The organism is Vibrio stylophorae, from assembly GCF_921293875.1.
GTDB lineage: Bacteria > Pseudomonadota > Gammaproteobacteria > Enterobacterales > Vibrionaceae > Vibrio_A > Vibrio_A stylophorae.
On sequence record NZ_CAKLDI010000001.1, the window covers coordinates 2,160,941 to 2,176,457 of the forward strand.

General features: G+C 47.9%; 18 protein-coding genes and 1 tRNA gene. 7 read left to right on the plus strand and 12 right to left on the minus strand.

The window, feature by feature from the left end:
- Nucleotides 1-2: 2 nt before the first annotated feature.
- The 10 genes from L9P36_RS09975 to L9P36_RS10020 all read right to left on the minus strand — a co-directional run bounded on the left by L9P36_RS09975 (nt 3) and on the right by L9P36_RS10020 (nt 8,462).
- Nucleotides 3-1,094 carry a flagellar basal body P-ring protein FlgI gene (locus tag L9P36_RS09975; protein WP_237466528.1) on the minus strand — a complete coding sequence of 364 codons (1,092 nt, stop codon included), beginning with the start codon at nt 1,092-1,094 and terminating at the stop codon, nt 3-5.
- Nucleotides 1,095-1,122: 28 nt separating this feature from the next.
- Nucleotides 1,123-1,896: a flagellar basal body L-ring protein FlgH gene (flgH, locus tag L9P36_RS09980; protein WP_237466529.1), complete on the minus strand. Its 774-nt coding sequence runs from the start codon at nt 1,894-1,896 to the stop codon at nt 1,123-1,125.
- 12 nt (nt 1,897-1,908) lie between these two features.
- On the minus strand, nt 1,909-2,697 hold the full coding sequence (flgG, locus tag L9P36_RS09985) for a flagellar basal-body rod protein FlgG (protein ID WP_237466530.1): 789 nt from the start codon (nt 2,695-2,697) through the stop codon (nt 1,909-1,911).
- 25 nt (nt 2,698-2,722) lie between these two features.
- The gene (locus L9P36_RS09990; RefSeq protein WP_237466531.1) at nt 2,723-3,472 is read right to left on the minus strand and encodes a flagellar basal body rod protein FlgF; all 750 of its coding nucleotides are present in this window, start codon (nt 3,470-3,472) and stop codon (nt 2,723-2,725) included.
- Between the two features lie 199 nt (nt 3,473-3,671).
- A complete protein-coding gene (gene flgE / locus L9P36_RS09995; RefSeq protein ID WP_237466532.1) occupies nt 3,672-4,979 on the minus strand; it encodes a flagellar hook protein FlgE in 1,308 nt (435 codons plus the stop codon).
- A 27-nt stretch (nt 4,980-5,006) separates the two neighbouring features.
- Entirely contained in the window at nt 5,007-5,720 is a 714-nt protein-coding gene (locus L9P36_RS10000; RefSeq protein ID WP_237466533.1) for a flagellar hook assembly protein FlgD, read from the minus strand.
- Between the two features lie 15 nt (nt 5,721-5,735).
- Nucleotides 5,736-6,152 carry a flagellar basal body rod protein FlgC gene (flgC, locus tag L9P36_RS10005; RefSeq protein ID WP_237466534.1) on the minus strand — a complete coding sequence of 139 codons (417 nt, stop codon included), beginning with the start codon at nt 6,150-6,152 and terminating at the stop codon, nt 5,736-5,738.
- Nucleotides 6,153-6,154: 2 nt separating this feature from the next.
- Nucleotides 6,155-6,550: a flagellar basal body rod protein FlgB gene (gene flgB / locus L9P36_RS10010; RefSeq protein ID WP_237466535.1), complete on the minus strand. Its 396-nt coding sequence runs from the start codon at nt 6,548-6,550 to the stop codon at nt 6,155-6,157.
- 139 nt (nt 6,551-6,689) lie between these two features.
- A complete protein-coding gene (locus L9P36_RS10015; protein WP_237466536.1) occupies nt 6,690-7,526 on the minus strand; it encodes a CheR family methyltransferase in 837 nt (278 codons plus the stop codon).
- A complete protein-coding gene (locus tag L9P36_RS10020) occupies nt 7,527-8,462 on the minus strand; it encodes a chemotaxis protein CheV (RefSeq protein WP_237466537.1) in 936 nt (311 codons plus the stop codon). It abuts the gene before it with no gap.
- Nucleotides 8,463-8,650: 188 nt separating this feature from the next.
- Here L9P36_RS10020 and flgA point away from each other — a divergent pair, with 188 nt between their 5' ends.
- The 3 genes from flgA (at nt 8,651) to L9P36_RS10035 (ending at nt 10,204) form a co-directional block, all read left to right on the plus strand.
- Nucleotides 8,651-9,376, plus strand: coding sequence for a flagellar basal body P-ring formation chaperone FlgA (flgA, locus tag L9P36_RS10025; RefSeq protein WP_237466538.1), 726 nt, complete (start codon nt 8,651-8,653; stop codon nt 9,374-9,376).
- A 95-nt stretch (nt 9,377-9,471) separates the two neighbouring features.
- Complete coding sequence (flgM, locus tag L9P36_RS10030) at nt 9,472-9,780, plus strand: flagellar biosynthesis anti-sigma factor FlgM (protein ID WP_237466539.1); 309 nt, start codon at nt 9,472-9,474, stop codon at nt 9,778-9,780.
- A complete protein-coding gene (locus tag L9P36_RS10035; RefSeq protein ID WP_237466540.1) occupies nt 9,773-10,204 on the plus strand; it encodes a flagella synthesis protein FlgN in 432 nt (143 codons plus the stop codon). The genes flgM and L9P36_RS10035 overlap by 8 nt, the downstream gene beginning before the upstream one ends.
- Nucleotides 10,205-10,618: 414 nt before the next feature.
- Here the strand turns inward: L9P36_RS10035 and L9P36_RS10040 are convergent, their stop codons facing one another.
- Together L9P36_RS10040 and L9P36_RS10045 are read right to left on the minus strand one after the other, a co-directional pair.
- Nucleotides 10,619-11,044: an LPP20 family lipoprotein gene (locus tag L9P36_RS10040; RefSeq protein WP_290368692.1), complete on the minus strand. Its 426-nt coding sequence runs from the start codon at nt 11,042-11,044 to the stop codon at nt 10,619-10,621.
- Nucleotides 11,045-11,054: 10 nt separating this feature from the next.
- A complete protein-coding gene (locus tag L9P36_RS10045) occupies nt 11,055-11,690 on the minus strand; it encodes a FlgO family outer membrane protein (RefSeq protein ID WP_237466542.1) in 636 nt (211 codons plus the stop codon).
- Nucleotides 11,691-11,869: 179 nt separating this feature from the next.
- On the opposite strand from L9P36_RS10045, the gene L9P36_RS10050 reads away from it, so the two are divergent.
- The 4 genes from L9P36_RS10050 (at nt 11,870) to L9P36_RS10065 (ending at nt 15,370) form a co-directional block, all read left to right on the plus strand.
- A complete protein-coding gene (locus L9P36_RS10050; RefSeq protein ID WP_237466543.1) occupies nt 11,870-13,009 on the plus strand; it encodes a flagella assembly protein FlgT in 1,140 nt (379 codons plus the stop codon).
- A 118-nt stretch (nt 13,010-13,127) separates the two neighbouring features.
- Nucleotides 13,128-13,203, plus strand: a tRNA-Arg gene (locus tag L9P36_RS10055).
- 132 nt (nt 13,204-13,335) lie between these two features.
- The gene (locus L9P36_RS10060; RefSeq protein WP_237466544.1) at nt 13,336-14,190 is read left to right on the plus strand and encodes an SDR family oxidoreductase; all 855 of its coding nucleotides are present in this window, start codon (nt 13,336-13,338) and stop codon (nt 14,188-14,190) included.
- Between the two features lie 325 nt (nt 14,191-14,515).
- On the plus strand, nt 14,516-15,370 hold the full coding sequence (locus tag L9P36_RS10065) for a thioredoxin family protein (RefSeq protein WP_237466545.1): 855 nt from the start codon (nt 14,516-14,518) through the stop codon (nt 15,368-15,370).
- Nucleotides 15,371-15,517 lie beyond the last annotated feature (147 nt).

Consider the following 15,517-nt stretch of genomic DNA (forward strand, 5'->3'; position numbering starts at 1 on the left):
TCCTAGATAATGATCAGTTGGCCTTCGATAGCGCCGGCCTGTTTTAGCGCCTGCAAAATCGACATCAAATCTGAAGGTGCTGCGCCCACCTGATTCACCGCACGCACCAAATCATCTAAGGTCGCGCCCGGCTCAAACTTAAACATGCGCGCTTTTTCTTCATCCACATCCACATTGGAGTTGGGGACCAATTTCGTCTGGCCACCAGAAAATGAGTTCGGCTGACTGGCTTTCCAGTTTTCCTTGATGGTCACGGTCAAGCCACCATGGGTAATAGCCGCAGGCTTCAAACGCACATGCTGGCCCACCACAATGGTACCGGTTTTCGAGTTAACGATGATTTTTGCCGCGCCTTCAGCGGTATTAAATTCGATATTTTCCACCACAGATAAAAAGGCCACGCGCTGACTCACTTCGCGGGGGGCTCGCACCTGAATTGAGGTGGCATCAAGCGCCTTGGCGGTTTCTGGGCCAAGGAAATTATTGATCGCATTCACCATATTCTGCGCCGTTGAGAAATCGGCATTAAATAGGTTAAAGGTAATAAAATCACCGCGCGCAAAGGGGTTCGGAATTTCACGCTCAACAATGGCGCCGCCGGAAATTCGACCCGCCGTTGGCGTATTGCCCACCACGCTAGAGCCATCGGCGCCGCTGGCACTAAAGCCACCCACCACCAAGCTGCCCTGTGCGACGGCATAGATTTGCCCATCCAAACCTTTGAGGAAGGTTTGCACCAAGGTACCACCGCGCAAACTCTTAGCAGAGCCAATGGAAGAGACATTGACATCAATGGTCTGCCCCTGCTTAGTAAATGCGGGTAGCTCAGCGCTCACGGCCACTGCCGCCACGTTCTTGGTCTTTGGCTTGGTGCCTGGCGGCAATTGAATGCCAAAATTTTGTAGCATGGCATTGAAGCTTTGATCGGTAAAAGGTGTGGACTCACCAGTGCCGGGCAAACCAACCACAAGGCCATAACCAATCAATTGGTTACTGCGCACGCCAGCAACACTCGACACATCTTTAATGCGCGCAGCATGGGCTGGGCTCAGCAGAAAACTAAAACTAATGATCAGGGTAAGCCATCTTTTCACGTCAAAACTCCGTCGCTCACGATTGCGATTAGATGGTTACATTGAAGAATCGTGCCAACCATCCCTGCTCTTGTGTATCTTGTCGATCACCCGTGCCGGAATATTGGATTCTTGCGTTAGAAATACGTGTTGAAGCAACGGTGTTGTCATGGGCAATATCGTCAGGACGAATGGTGCCACTTAAACGAATGTACTCTTCACCCGTATTTAAGGTGAGCCATTTTTCACCGCGGATCACTAAGTTGCCATTGGCCAAGACTTCCACCACTTCGACGGTGATCGACCCTTTGATGCTGTTGCTTTGGTCAGCCGTGGCTGAACCCGTGAATTTATTGTCATTGCTCATTTTATAGGACAAGGTGCGATCTTTGATTTTCACCTCTTGGCCACCCAATGACAGTGGATCCATGGATAAATCGTTGGATTTTTCCATATCTGAAGTGGCACTTTTTTTCGCTTGCGTGCGCTCTTCAAGCATCACCGTCACAATGTCACCTACCCCATGTGGTTTGGTGTCATCGTAGAGATCTTGCACTTTACCCGCATTAAACAAAGAGCCTGTGGCTGCGGTATAACTTTCTTCTGGCTGCTGCGGCTTTACTGGCGCCCAAGATGGGTCGCCTGCCACGGGATCATCACGGCGACGAATGGCATCCACCAAACCACCGCTTTGATCTTGATTGCCTTCTACGGCATCCACCGTGGTATTGGCAACTTCCTGTTTTTCAGGCTCAACGGGTTGTAGCAAAGAAGCACAACCGCTCAGCGATAATAGAACAAGCATCCATAAGATACGCATCACAGTCCCCTTAAATTAGAGTTGCTGGTTGACGTAAGAGAGCATCTGGTCAACTGAAGAGATCACTTTTGAGTTCATCTCATAAACGCGCTGCGCTTCAATCATATTCACCAGCTCTTCGGTTACATTGACGTTTGAGGTTTCAAGCATCGATTGACGGATGGCGCCCAAGCCATCAATCCCTGGAATCCCTTCAACGGCATCGCCACTGGCACCCGTTGGCAAATAGAGGTTTTGACCAATAGGCTCCAAGCCGCCGGGATTGATAAAGCTCACGGTATTGATCTGACCCAAGACTTGGTTTTCGGTCTGGCCACGAATACGTGCCGACACTTCACCGTCATTGCCCACGGTCACTTGCACCGCATCTTCAGGAATTTGAATTTCAGGTTGCAACACGTAGCCACTGCCCGTGGTGACCATCATCCCTTCATCATTGACGGTAAATTGACCATTTCGGGTATAACCGATGTTGCCATCTGGCAATTGAATTTGGAAAAAGCCTTTGCCTTCAATCATCATATCCATGGCGTTGTTGGTGGTTTGCGCATTGCCCGGGGTGAACACTTTCTGTGTTGCCACCACTTTGGAGCCAGCCCCCAACATCAAGCCACTTGGTAGCTCGGTATCTTGCGACGAGCGGCCACCCGGTTGGTTGATATTTTGATAAAACAAATCTTCAAACACCGCACGACTCTTTTTAAAGCCAATGGTTGAGGCGTTGGCCAAGTTGTTTGAAATGGTTGAGATATTGGTTTGTTGGGCATCTAAACCTGTTTTACTAACCCATAATGCTGGATGCATGTGCGTTATCTCCTGAACTCAGACCTTAACTTAGGCGCAACAACGACGCAGAGGACTCATCCATCTGTTCGGCGGTTTTCATCAGCTTCACTTGGGTTTCAAAGTGACGCTGCAAATCAATTAAATGTGTCATTTCGCCCACGGCGTTGACGTTACTACCCTCAAGGGCGCCTGATAACAAGCTCACGCCAGCATCAGCGGCGACAAATTGCCCCGGGGTTTTGGTCTTAAATAGACCGTCGGTATCTTTATAGAGATTTTTATTGCCTGGATTGACCAACTTCAAGCGGTCAACAATCTCCATCGCCTCAGCAGGCGCACCTTGTGGCAATACAGAGATGGTACCGTCGGTGCCAATTTCGATTTTACTGATCGGAATCGGCAGCAAAATTGGCCCGCCGCTTTCACCCACCATCAAATTGCCGCGGCCATTGTGTAGCAAACCGGTTTGGTCGATTTTTAAATCGCCCGCGCGGGTATAGGCTTCATTGCCGCTGGCATCTAACACCGCAAACCAACCTTGGTTTTCAATGGTCACATCCATATCGCGACCTGTGGTGATCACAGAGCCTTGCTCAAAATTTTGCGATGGGCGCTCAGTCATACTGAACACGCGAGTCGGCAAACCTTCGCCATAGGCCTGCATGGAGCGCGCATTTTCCAGATCCGCGCGAAAGCCAGTAGTGCTGACGTTGGCGAGGTTATTGGCACGAAGTTGCATCGCATACATATCTTGTTTAGCGCCACTCATGGCCAGATACAGTGCACGATCCATAACAGATTCCTTAGCGAAAAATAGAACTAAGGAAGATAAAGCAAGGATGATGCCAATTTTTTAATCAGTTGATAATTATGAGGAAAGGAGATGATTAAAGGGATGGGAGGTCAGCTGGGAGCAACAGAATGCGCATCAAACGGCGCACAGTTGCCGCCTACTCAAGTAAGCGGCAACTGTATATTCAGAGATCAATCGATTAGCGAATTTGCAAAATCGTTTGTTGCAATTGGTTGCCCACTTCCAAAGAACGGGAGTTGGCTTGGAAGTTACGCTGGGCGGTAATCAAATCCACCAGCTCTTGGGTCATATCGATATTCGATTGCTCCAAGGTACCGCTTTTCACTTTACCAAAAGCGCCCTGCGCCGCTTCACCCCAAAGGGCTTCGCCTGATTCTTGACTCACTTTCCATTGGGTACCGCCAATTTGCGATAGACCTTGGTCATTGGCAACGCGCACCATGGCAACGCGGCCAAGGTTGACGTTTTCACCGTTACTATAGGTGGCCATAACGTTACCGCGTGGGTCAATATCCACTTTTGATAGGTAACCTGTGGTCGCGCCATCTTCAGAGAAACGGCGAATTTCAAAAGGTGCCGCATACTGGGTTGGTGAATCAAAATTAAAGGTCAGGGTTTGCTTTTCATCGGCACCGTTCAAGTCAATTTTTGCCCCAGTGCCGCCCAGTGGCACGGTTACAATTGGCTTGCCGCCATTGATGCTTTTGACTGAACCATCTGGGTTAAAGGTCAACGGGTGACCCAAATGACCATTGGCACCAGCACTGGTCCCTTCTGCCACGTTCAATGGTTTTTCACCATTGGCATCGGTCACGGTATAAAACGCCGCCCAACTATTTGGCGCCGCATTATCTTTGACGTAATAGGTGGTCATTTTATAAGGCTGACCCAGTGAGTCATAAATGGTCGCTGAGGTCGACTTGTTGTATGTGTCCGGATCTGAGAAATCAAACTTGCTGACATCTTTTGCCGCCCCTGCCGCTGGCAAGTTCATGCTGATATCCACATTTTGAGAAGGTCGTGGCTGACCAAATTTATCGGGCACATTCAATGGGCGCGGCTCGTAAGAGGTCACTTGCCCGGTGTCTTTGTCCACGTCATAACTTTGTAGATATTGCCCTTCTGAGTTGACGATATCGTTGTTTTTATCAAGGTGGAAAGCACCGTTACGGGTCAAGCTCACATCAGCAGAGCTCAGCTTATCGTTAGACAGGGCAAAATACCCAGTCCCGGTAATTCGTAAATCCAGCGGGTTATTGGTGTAAACGCTTGAGCCCTCATGGAACTGCTGCGCAACCGTTGAGGTTTGCACACCGCCACCCGTGGTGGTTTTGCTATTTGAAAAAATAGAGGTTGAATAAACATCGCCAAATTCGGCACGCGACTCTTTAAAGCCAAACGTATTTGAGTTAGCAATGTTATTACTGGTGGTATTCAGGTCTTTTTGTGACGCTGATAGACCACTCAATGAAATACTGAATGACATAGCTCGCCTCCTTTGGCGGTGTATCGGTTAGGCTTCGCCTACTTGTTTCACGTCAGCCAACTTCACTGGCGCATTAAAGCCGGCGAGGTTGAGTAGGACATTGCCATCCCCTTTGCCCATCAATACGCTATTGACGCTGGCAAAGACCGACATATCAAATTCCTGGTTTTCACCATTGATCAAAGCATTTGCCTTAATGCGGTAGTTCCCCGCAGGCATAACTTGTCCTTGATCATCACGGCCATCCCAATGGATGCTTTGCTCGCCCACCGCTTTAGCGCCCATATCAATGCTACGTACCAATTCACCTTGTTGGTTTTCGATACGAACCATTAAACGGTCAACCGCTTGCGGCAAGTTTGCCACTGCATCCAAACCAGTTTCTGCGCTCTTGGTGGCTTCGTTGCCTGACACCAACACGTTGCGACCCACTAAAGAGGACGCTTGTAGTGCTTGGTTCGAAGTCATCGCGGCGTTCAAGCTGGTGAACTGACCATTCATCTTATTGATGCCATCGACAGTGGCAAAAGATGCCATCTGCGCGATCATCTGGTCATTACTCACTGGCTTAAATGGGTCCTGCTGCGCCAGCTGTTTGGTCAGTAGCGACAAGAAGTCTTCCTGCTTGAGCTCATTTTGACCTGTGGTCTTTTGCTCTTTTTGGACTTTCTTCTCTTGCAGTTCCTTTAACTGGTCAACATAGGACAAGCCACTGTTGCCAACGCCGTTAATACCGGTCATGACATGCTCTCCTTATTACTGACCCATCTGCAATGTACGCATCAGCATTTGCTTGCTGGCATCTGCCACTTGTACATTGGTCTGATAGGAACGTGATGCAGAAATCATATTGGCCATCTCTTCAACCACATTGATATTCGGTTTGAAGATATAACCTTCCGCATTCGCCATGGGATGGTTTGGATCGTACTCAGCCACCAAAGGCTTCTCACTTTCCACAATACCCAATACACGAACAGGTACACTGTCTTGCTGGCCAAATGTTGCCTTATCCAGTTCAGCGGCAAATACAGGGTGGCGAGCGCGGTAGGTCTCATTGGCTGAGCTACTGACGCTATTGGCGTTCGCAAGGTTACTGGAGGTGGTGTTGAGTCGCACTGACTCTGCACTCATGGCAGATCCAGCAACATTAAAAATATTAAATAGACTCATCATTATTCTCCTTTAATTGCTTTACGCATGTTCTGAAACTTGCCGCCTAAGAAATCCAAAGACGCTTGGTATTCCAAGGCGTTTTGCATAAACAAGTTGCGCTCAAGTTGAACATCCACTGTGTTGCCGTCGCCGGTATCAGGCTGAGTTGGCACGCGGTAGAGGGTTTCGCCCATCACATTGGCGGTGGCAGCAATATGCCGCCCATTGGTACGACTTAGGCTAACACTTGCCCCTGCCGTTGCCGCTTCCAGTGCTTTTTGAAACACCACATCCTTTGATTTATACCCTGGGGTATTGGCATTAGCGATGTTACTCGCCAGCATTTCTGCACGTTCACCCCGTACACCAACCGTGTACTGGTGAATACCAAGCGCTTTATCAAATGAGATGGACATGGGTTGCCTCCACAAACAGTCATGATGTTATTTGCAAAGGGTGTGCCAAGTTTATTTGAAATGGGAAAATGTGAAGAGAAAGTAGGAAAAACAACATTGGCGCAGCAAAATCTGCGCCAATGAAGAGACAGTTAAAGCCTTAACGCGCCTTTAACTGGTAGATAATGCCTGGGTTGCAGCGCACCATCTCAAAACGGTCGCTTAAACCAGAAAGCGATTCAGATGCGCCCAGCATCAAATAACCACCTGGATTCAAGCTATTGGCCATTTGATTGAGCACCTGCGCTTTCATCTCAGGTGAGAAATAGATCAGCACGTTGCGGCAAAAGATAATGTCAAATTTGCCCAGTAGCGCGTAGCTATCTTTGAGGTTTTGCGGACGGAAGTTGACCATGCTTTTCACCTTAGCGGTGACACGCATACGACCTTCATCTGCCGCTTCAAAGAACAAACGCTTACGCTCAGGCGACAAACCGCGGCTCAATGCCAAGTTGTCATACTCACCCTTGCGGCAAGCTTCCAACATCGCACTTGAGATGTCCGTTGCGGTAATTTGTACACCTGCAGGCAAAATGCCTGGACGACGGCTTTGCAGTTCAAGCACAGACATCGCCATGGAGTAAGGTTCTTGACCTGAAGAGCTCGCCGCAGACCAAATTTTAATCGGACGTTTATGCTGAGCCAGCTCAGGCAGTAGCTTGTCCGTTAAAATCTCATATGGGTACACATCACGAAACCAAAGGGTTTCGTTGGTGGTCATCGCATCAATGGCAGCAATACGCATTTCACGGTTGATCCCTTGAATCACCCCTTTAATCAACGCGCCCAAAGAGGGTTGTTGATAGCGAGCAACCAAAGGCGTTAAACGAGAGCGCACCAAATATTGCTTTGCGGCACCGAGCACGATGCCACATTGTTGTTCCAAGAATTTACTGAATTCTTGATATTCTTGTTCAGTCAGAGAAGTTGCTGTCATCTATTTTGCTTGCTCTTGTCGTTTTTCTATTGCTTTTAGCACTGCGCCGCCTAGCTCATCCGGATTAAATTTCGGAATAAAGGCGTCCGCGCCCACACGCTCTACCATGGCTTGGTTAAACACGCCACTGAGTGAGGTATGCAAAATTACATGCAGATCTTTTAGGCGGCTGTCACTGCGAATCTCTGCAGTTAAGGTATAGCCGTCCATTTCTGGCATTTCGATATCCGAAATCACCAGCGCCAACTGCTCAAGAATATTACCTTGAGTCGCCATCTCTTTCAGTTTATTGATCGCCTGACGGCCATCTTTCACCAGCACAGCTTCGTAACCAATGGTTTGCAGTGCTCGTTGAACTTGTTTACGCGCTACAGATGAATCATCAGCAACCAAAACAACTTTCGGGATCTCGAGGTTCGGATCCACTTGGTCAAGCAAGCCCGGATCCATTTCAGATTTTGCTGGAGAGATCTCCTCCAAAATCTTTTCAACATCGATAATTTCCACCAATTCGTTATCGATTTCAGTGACCGCTGTCAGGTAGTTACTACGACCCGCACCTTTTGGTGGCGGCAAAATAGATTCCCAGTTCATGTTGACGATACGTTCAACAGAAGACACCAAGAAACCCTGAATCGAACGGTTAAATTCAGAGATGATCATAAAGCTATTTTTCACATCTTGAATTGGACGACCGCCGGTCGCCATGCTGAGATCGATCACCGACAGCGTTTGTCCGCGAATTTGCGCAATCCCTTTCACCAAAGGATTCAGGTTTGGCATCGATGTCAACGGTGGACATTGCAGTACTTCTTTTACTTTAAATACGTTAATCCCAAAACGTTGGCGTCCAACCAAACGAAAAGTGAGCAACTCTAATCGGTTTTGGCCAACCAGCTGTGTTCTTTGGTTAACCGTATCAAGAACGCCTGTCATAACAACCCCGTTTTATTTTTAATCGTTTCGGTATAATTTTTGCTTGTCTTTATTTATTGGTTCAATTTGTCAAAATTTTGAAGCGTAAAACCTGAGTAATTCAAGATGATAGCGGTACTGAGTTAGTCTAAGCACCTATTCAGCATAGAGAATTCTCAAGCTCAGCAATATTTCAGAGGCAAGAAAGCGTGATTCAGAGAACAACACATTCCAGCGGTAACAAAGTAACAAGCCTATTCCGCTTTATCGGCATTATCTCGCTTTGCTTGAGCTTTAATTTGCATGCCGCAACACAATCACAAATCGATGCGGTTCGAAGCGCTGCATTGGAAACCGTTTATGGCCAAGTTGCAGAGCCTGAACACGGGGAATTAGCATTAGAAGCCAACCGTATTGATTCCCGTTTAAAGCTCACCCATTGCCCTGAGCCACTCATCACTTCAATTCCTGGCAGCCAAAATATCCAAAGTAACGTCACAGTGCTAGTCCGCTGTGAACCAGACAACTGGCAAGTTTATGTGCCAGTCCGCGTCAAGGTTTTGGTCCCCATGGTCGTCGCCACTCGGCCATTGGCTCGCGGCGCGATGATCACCGCAGCAGATTTAGATCTACAAATGCTCGACAGCCGACACATTCGCGGTCATATTTACACCGATGCCCGTCAAATTATTGGCTCTCGCATCAAACGCAACGTCGGCATGGGCCAGGCAGTACAAAGTAACGATATTTGTGTGGTTTGTCGAAACGATACTGTCATTATTACTGCGCAAGGTGGTGGTTTGTCCGTAATAGCCAAGGGCACAGCACTCAGTGATGGTACCGAAGGTGAAGAGGTTCGCGTTCGTAACAGCAAATCAAGACGCATCATTGATGGCGTCGTCACCGGCGTTGGTGAAGTTCGCGTGCTGTTTTAAAGCCGTTTAAATTTTTGAAAAATTACTAAAGTTTGCTCTCTATTCGCCGATAGCAGTGCAAGCAAGAAATTTAAATACAACAAAGGTTGTTTATTATGACTGGTATTGACCATCTTCGCGGCAGTGCGCATTTAACCGCCACCCGCACCAGCCAAGGCAAAAGCAGCAATGTTGCCAGCACCAGCGACAGCAGTGCGAGCCGTGCCAGCAGTAATGTTCAAGGTGATGACGTGCAACTGAGTGAGCAAAGTAAGATCCACCAGCAACTTGCAACTGAGCCTGCATTTGATAGCGATAAAGTCGCCGCCATCAAAGCCGCAATCGCCAGTGGTGCTTATCAAATTGATGCCGATAAATTGGCAGATAATATGATGAAGTTTGAAAGCGAGCTGCGCAATGTCTGATGACTCGTTATTGGCGATTCTTGAGCGACAGCTCAGCACCGCCAAGGCATTGCAGCTTCATTTGCTCAAAGAGCGCGAAGCCATTGCTAAGCGAGATGCGAAAAATATTGAGCATCTTGCCAAAGAGAAGCTGCAGTTTTTAATTGCGCTGGAGCAAAATGACAAGCAAGCCGCTGCCCATGAGCAAGTGGCGCGTCTTCGTGAGGATCCAAATTGCCAGCAGCAAATTGATGCGATCCATGCGGTGATCGCGCAATGTCAGCAAGACAATGAGATCAATGGCGAGCTTTTACAAAACGCCCAGCTCACCTTTAATCGGCTGCACAATCTATTTCAGCAGTCGCGTGGCCGCCAAACCATGACCTATAACCAAGCAGGGCAAACTCAAAATATCCGCTCTCTGGGAACCAACCTCAAAGCCTAGCGTTCTGGCGCCAAGTCCGTCATTTAAAATACCTTGTTTCACATATTTGTTTGCTGGATTAGCTAAACAGACTGAACGAAGGGTATTGAAAGCACGCTGGGTCTTTGTTTTCGCCTCTCTTTATTTGTCGCTCTTTTCTTTGTCCGTCAGGCCAATTTATTCCTTTTCAAAACTCATATACCAAAGTACCGACTCCAAAGTGCCTGTCGCAAAGTACCTATCACAAAGTACTATCCGTGACGATGCAAGTTCTCTATTTGATCGTTCTCTATTTGAGAGTTCTCTTTGACGCAGGTTTTTAGGCGATAAAAAAAGAGCCCACCAAAGTGAGCTCATTTGTTTTCAGATCATTCGCTAGCCAGTCTTAAGTCATATGAGGCAATAGAGACTCACCCGCGAATTTTTATCTTTTTATTAGAACAGCGTTTGTTGCTGAGCCGGTACGTGGATCGCTTCGCCGTGCTCTTTCATCTGCTCCATAACACGAAGGTCGAGCTGCATTTCGGTGACATAACTGTCGCCCACGCGATAACTTTTCAGCACTTCCGCGCCACGAATAATGCCATCTGCGGCGGCCATGGTGCTTTCATCTTCCAGCGCAAACTCATCTAGCTCTGAGCGCGCGTTAATGCGCAAACCGTAGACTTGCTCGGTCAACTCGCGATAAGCATCCAGCTTAGACGCGCGCATGGCACGAAGTTGCCGCTCTTCGGCCGTTTTGCCTTGCTGATCAGAGATGGTGGCGTAACCCACCGCATGGAGCAATCGCCCTTGTCCCATCGGCGTCAGCGGCTGACAGCCCACCAAGAGCAACACAAATAGATAGATAAAATGACGCATCATATTGCCCTTATGGTTTTAAAATCACGTTATAGCGCTCAGTCATCACCGCATCATCGCGAATGATGGCGCCATCTTCTAAACGAACGCGATTGAGGTTATCCAAATCACGGCCAATGCGATCCTGTGGCAAAAAGCCTTGAGCAGATGCCACCACCACGCGCGAGCGAATGCCCACGATGCGCGCATTGATCATCACCCCGCCACTTTGACGCAGCATAGTGCCCGTGAGTACATAATCCACCTGCTGCGACTGCGCAAGCTCTTCCCAATTTCGGCTCAGCGCAAAATCACCATCCGGGGTCACTTGAATCGAACCTGTCGCTTTAAAATCGATCACCGTAAAACCGCGCTGCTGCATTTGGTACATAAAAGCTTCGCTAACGGTATTACCCAACCAATCTGTTTCTTCAAGATTTTGCACCTCAACAAATGAGGTGATGGCAATTGGCGTGCGCGGTGTCAGATATTGATTGGAGGCAACCAATTGATCCGCCATACCTTGCACAAAATAGTCCAGGGTGTGGCGCGGCGTATAGTCAAGCAAATAACCAGCGCCTGAATACTCCTCTTTACCGTTATACACCGGCGTGTAGGCGCATCCAGAAAGCGCGAAGCTAGCAAGCAGGAAAAACCACGGTTTCATCTTTGAGCTCCAATCCTAATCCATGGCGGAATTGAGCAAAACATCTGTCTCTCCGCCGATCTAAATTCGGTCAGTGCAAAATTACGGAATAAATTTTGCATCTATTTTCTAGGTCTATCGGTCACGATGACCTGCCGACAAAAACAACAATGCAAAATGTGTTCCACTTAGGTGTAAATATGCTGAAAAAAATATTTCAGGTTAGTTTAAGCTTGCTCCTTCTGAGCTTAAGCCTTCCCTCACAGGCGATGTGGTATGAAACCACAGGCCAAGCTAATATTTTGAGCCGCAATGATAGTGGCCGTCAGGCAGCCATTGAGGACGCACTTTATCAAACCATTCAATTTGCCGGTGCTGATCTAACCGCCTTAGCCCCGATTCGCGAGTATCTTGCCGAAGATAAGGCTATTTACCAATTTAGCGGCAGCGATATTCGAACCATTCAGGTGCTCAAAAGCCAGCGCCGCGATAACAAACAATATGTGACCATTCGCGTTGACCTCTACCCAACGGCAAAGAGTTGCCATCGAAAGCAGTATCAAAAAACACTGCTACTCGGTGAGTTCCGCTTAGTTCATCAACAACAAGCGGCATTGGGCAGCATCTATCAAGTGGGTAATGACTTTACCCGCGTGCTTGCCAATATGATCAACAAAGAGTCGCAAAGCTTTCATGTCAATGACATTACCCGCGTCAATATTGGTCCCGACAACCCATCGGTCATGACGATGCTGGCGCAGGATCACAACAGTCAATATTTAGTCAGTGGCTATATTCACGATTTAACCGCGACGCTCGATGAAAAGATGCTGCGCGACGATCAAACCAACCGTCAATTTGCTCTCACCGTTCAAGTCCTCGATGGTAAAAATGGCGAACTGGTTTATCAGCAAGATTATCGAGATGTGGCGATCTGGCCTTTTGCTCGCAATAGCCATGTCGATACAAGCAGCGCCCGCTTTTGGGTCTCCTCCTACGGCAATATGGTGCAGCGTGTGGGGCGCGATATTTTGCTCGACTTAGAAAATGAGCTGGCCTGTCGTATCACCATTCCTGAGATCATTGCGATTCATGGCCAAAACGTACAAATCAATCTCGGTCGTGTTCATGGCGTCAAGCAAGGGGATCGCCTAGAGCTTTGGCATAAAGCCAGCTTTATTGACCCTTATGGCATTACCCGCACGCGCATTGTGAAATCTGATGTTCGCTTGCAGGTCGATCGCGTCTATGAAACCAGCAGTGAGCTGCGCATTTTGCAACCTGAATTGGCGCAAGGGATTCAAATTGGTGATTACGTCAGTCAAATCAGCAAACGCTAACCACCATTCAATGTATTGATTGATCGTAAAAAAGCACACTAATGTGTGCTTTTTTCTTAGCTGCAGAATTGATAAGCCATTGAATTCTTCATTTATCTGGGCTATAAAGTCGGCCTTCGTCCTCGTAGGTAAACAGGATATACCGGCGGCCTCCTAAGCTGCTATTCCAGGTTCGAGTCCTGGCGGGGACGCCATTTTATGGCAAAAATCTCATCTTCTTTTGATTCTCAGTTTGTTTGTACCCACTCAAGGCTATTTATTTCAATTGCTTAGGTAATTTGTTTTGCTATGCTTTGAGCCTAATGAGCACGACCTGAGGAGCACGGATGTCTTCAATTCCCCCATTTGCCGCCGCGCAAAAAACCATACTGATCACCGGCTGTTCCTCTGGTATTGGCCGCTGCGCTGCATTTGCCATGCACCGTTTGGGCATGCAAGTCATTGCCTCTGTGCGCCAAGAAAAAGATATGTCCGATTTTTATGAACGCGGCATTCCCTGCGTTCAGCTAGACTTGGCTGACTTAGAAAGTATTGATCGCGCGATAGCCCAGGTACTCACCATCACCAATGGCAAACTCTTTGCGCTCTTTAATAACGGTGCTTATGGTCAAACGGGCGCTTTAGAAGATTTACCGACACAAGCCTTGATCGAGCAATTTCACACCAATCTTTTTGGCTGGCACCACCTCACCAAGCAAGTGATTCCCATCATGCGCGCGCAGGGGGAAGGACGCATCATTCAATGCAGCTCAGTGCTTGGCATTGTCGCCATGAAATATCGCGGCGCCTATAATGCCAGTAAGTTTGCCCTTGAGGGCTATACCGACACCCTGCGTCTTGAACTTTCCGACACCCCAATTCAAGTGAGCTTAATTGAGCCCGGTCCCATTGAAACGGCTTTTCGCGCCAACGCCTTGGCAAAGTTTCAGCAATGGATTCAGCCGGCAATAAGCCGCCACCAACAGGCCTACCAGCTGCAAATTGACCGCCTCAGTCAAAGCCAATCCAAAAGTAAATTTTGCCTGCCGCCTGAGTCTTGCTTACCGCCGCTTTGCCATGCGCTCAGTGCCAAACAAAGCAAAGCGCGTTATCGCGTCACCCAGCCAACCAAACTTTTTGCTTTTTTTAAACGAATTTTATCGACTAAGCAGTTGGATAAACTATTAAAACGCGGCGTGTAAGAAAAACACGCTGCGTTTATCACGAAACTGTCATATTTAATCGCCATACTGATGCTGTCCCTGATCGCTATCGCTGTCGTGATACTTCAGGTTCACCCTCAATCTTGATTGTATGGAGAATGGTCAATGTCATTGGATCGGGTAAATTGGCTCTGCTGTGCCTTGGTCTTTACCTTCATGCTTTTGATCTAGCGCAGTTGCTCAGCGTCATCACTCATGGGGAAGCGACAGGCTTCCCTTTTTTTATGAAATTCGAACTCAAGCCATTGATTCTTACCCTGCTTGCCCCCACTAAAGATAACAAGACAGCGAACTGGATATCCTCATGAGCACAGAATTTATCATTGATCTCAATGAACAAAATGCACAAGCCACCTTGCAACAATCCATGGAAAAGCCGGTATTGGTTTATTTCTGGGCTGAAATGATGCCAGAGAGTTGTGAATTGTTGCCTGTAATGCAGCAAATCGCCCAGCAATACCAAGGTGCCTTTACTCTCGCAACTTTAAACTGCGAGCAGCAACAAATGCTTGCGGCGCAATTTGGCGTGCAAACACTACCGACCATGGCGCTGTTCCATCATGGTAAACCTGTGGATGGTCTTGCCGGCCCACAGCCATTGGATGCTATCCATGCAATGCTCGAAAAGCACCTACCAAGCCAAGCTGAATTAGATTTCGAAAAAGCCCAGCAACATCTAGCGCAGAGCGAATTTAGCCAAGCGCAAGCATTACTCAAACCGCTACAGCAACAGCAACCAGAGCAAGGTCTATATGCGCTATTACTCGCCCAATGCAATATCGAACTGGGTGAATTTGACAGTGCCGAAGCGCTATTGGCGACAGTCATGATGAAAGATCAAGACAGCCTTTATCACAGCTTAATGGCAAAAATTGACCTACATAAGCAAGCCGCAGATAGCCCAGAAATTCGCGCCTTGGAAAAGGAATACCAGCAGCAGCCAAATAATCTGCAAGTTGCCCAGCAATTGGCGCTGCAATACAGCCAAGTGCAGCGTCATGACGAAGCACTCGCCATTTTGTTTGCGATTTTAAAAACCGACCTCAATGCCCAGGATGGCGAGATTAAAAAGACCTTTATGGAGATGCTCTCCGCCCTTGGCCAAGGCAACGCCAGCGCTGCGCAATATCGACGCCAGCTCTATTCACTGCTTTACTAAAAGCGCATAGAATCCCATAAAAGCCCAATTTTCTAATTGGGCTTTTTTAATTGAAATCAAAAGGATATGATACGCAAGCAGTTTCTGGAACGGATCACAAAATCACCTTTTTCTGCTCATTTTCGCGCCACCATGCAACCTATTTCA

Bases quoted from the DNA above. Each gene is read 5' to 3' on its own strand.
- L9P36_RS10050 (WP_237466543.1), top strand. From the start codon at position 11,870: ATGCTGAAAAAAATATTTCAGGTTAGTTTAAGCTTGCTCCTTCTGAGC.
- L9P36_RS10065 (WP_237466545.1), top strand. From the start codon at position 14,516: ATGAGCACAGAATTTATCATTGATCTCAATGAACAAAATGCACAAGCC.
- L9P36_RS10020 (WP_237466537.1), bottom strand. From the start codon at position 8,462: ATGACAGGCGTTCTTGATACGGTTAACCAAAGAACACAGCTGGTTGGC.
- flgB (WP_237466535.1), bottom strand. From the start codon at position 6,550: ATGTCCATCTCATTTGATAAAGCGCTTGGTATTCACCAGTACACGGTT.
- L9P36_RS10015 (WP_237466536.1), bottom strand. From the start codon at position 7,526: ATGACAGCAACTTCTCTGACTGAACAAGAATATCAAGAATTCAGTAAA.
- L9P36_RS10040 (WP_290368692.1), bottom strand. From the start codon at position 11,044: ATGCGTCATTTTATCTATCTATTTGTGTTGCTCTTGGTGGGCTGTCAG.
- flgE (WP_237466532.1), bottom strand. From the start codon at position 4,979: ATGTCATTCAGTATTTCATTGAGTGGTCTATCAGCGTCACAAAAAGAC.
- L9P36_RS10000 (WP_237466533.1), bottom strand. From the start codon at position 5,720: ATGACCGGTATTAACGGCGTTGGCAACAGTGGCTTGTCCTATGTTGAC.
- L9P36_RS10045 (WP_237466542.1), bottom strand. From the start codon at position 11,690: ATGAAACCGTGGTTTTTCCTGCTTGCTAGCTTCGCGCTTTCTGGATGC.
- L9P36_RS10035 (WP_237466540.1), top strand. From the start codon at position 9,773: ATGTCTGATGACTCGTTATTGGCGATTCTTGAGCGACAGCTCAGCACC.
- flgC (WP_237466534.1), bottom strand. From the start codon at position 6,152: ATGAGTCTATTTAATATTTTTAATGTTGCTGGATCTGCCATGAGTGCA.
- flgM (WP_237466539.1), top strand. From the start codon at position 9,472: ATGACTGGTATTGACCATCTTCGCGGCAGTGCGCATTTAACCGCCACC.
- flgG (WP_237466530.1), bottom strand. From the start codon at position 2,697: ATGCATCCAGCATTATGGGTTAGTAAAACAGGTTTAGATGCCCAACAA.
- L9P36_RS09990 (WP_237466531.1), bottom strand. From the start codon at position 3,472: ATGGATCGTGCACTGTATCTGGCCATGAGTGGCGCTAAACAAGATATG.
- L9P36_RS10060 (WP_237466544.1), top strand. From the start codon at position 13,336: ATGTCTTCAATTCCCCCATTTGCCGCCGCGCAAAAAACCATACTGATC.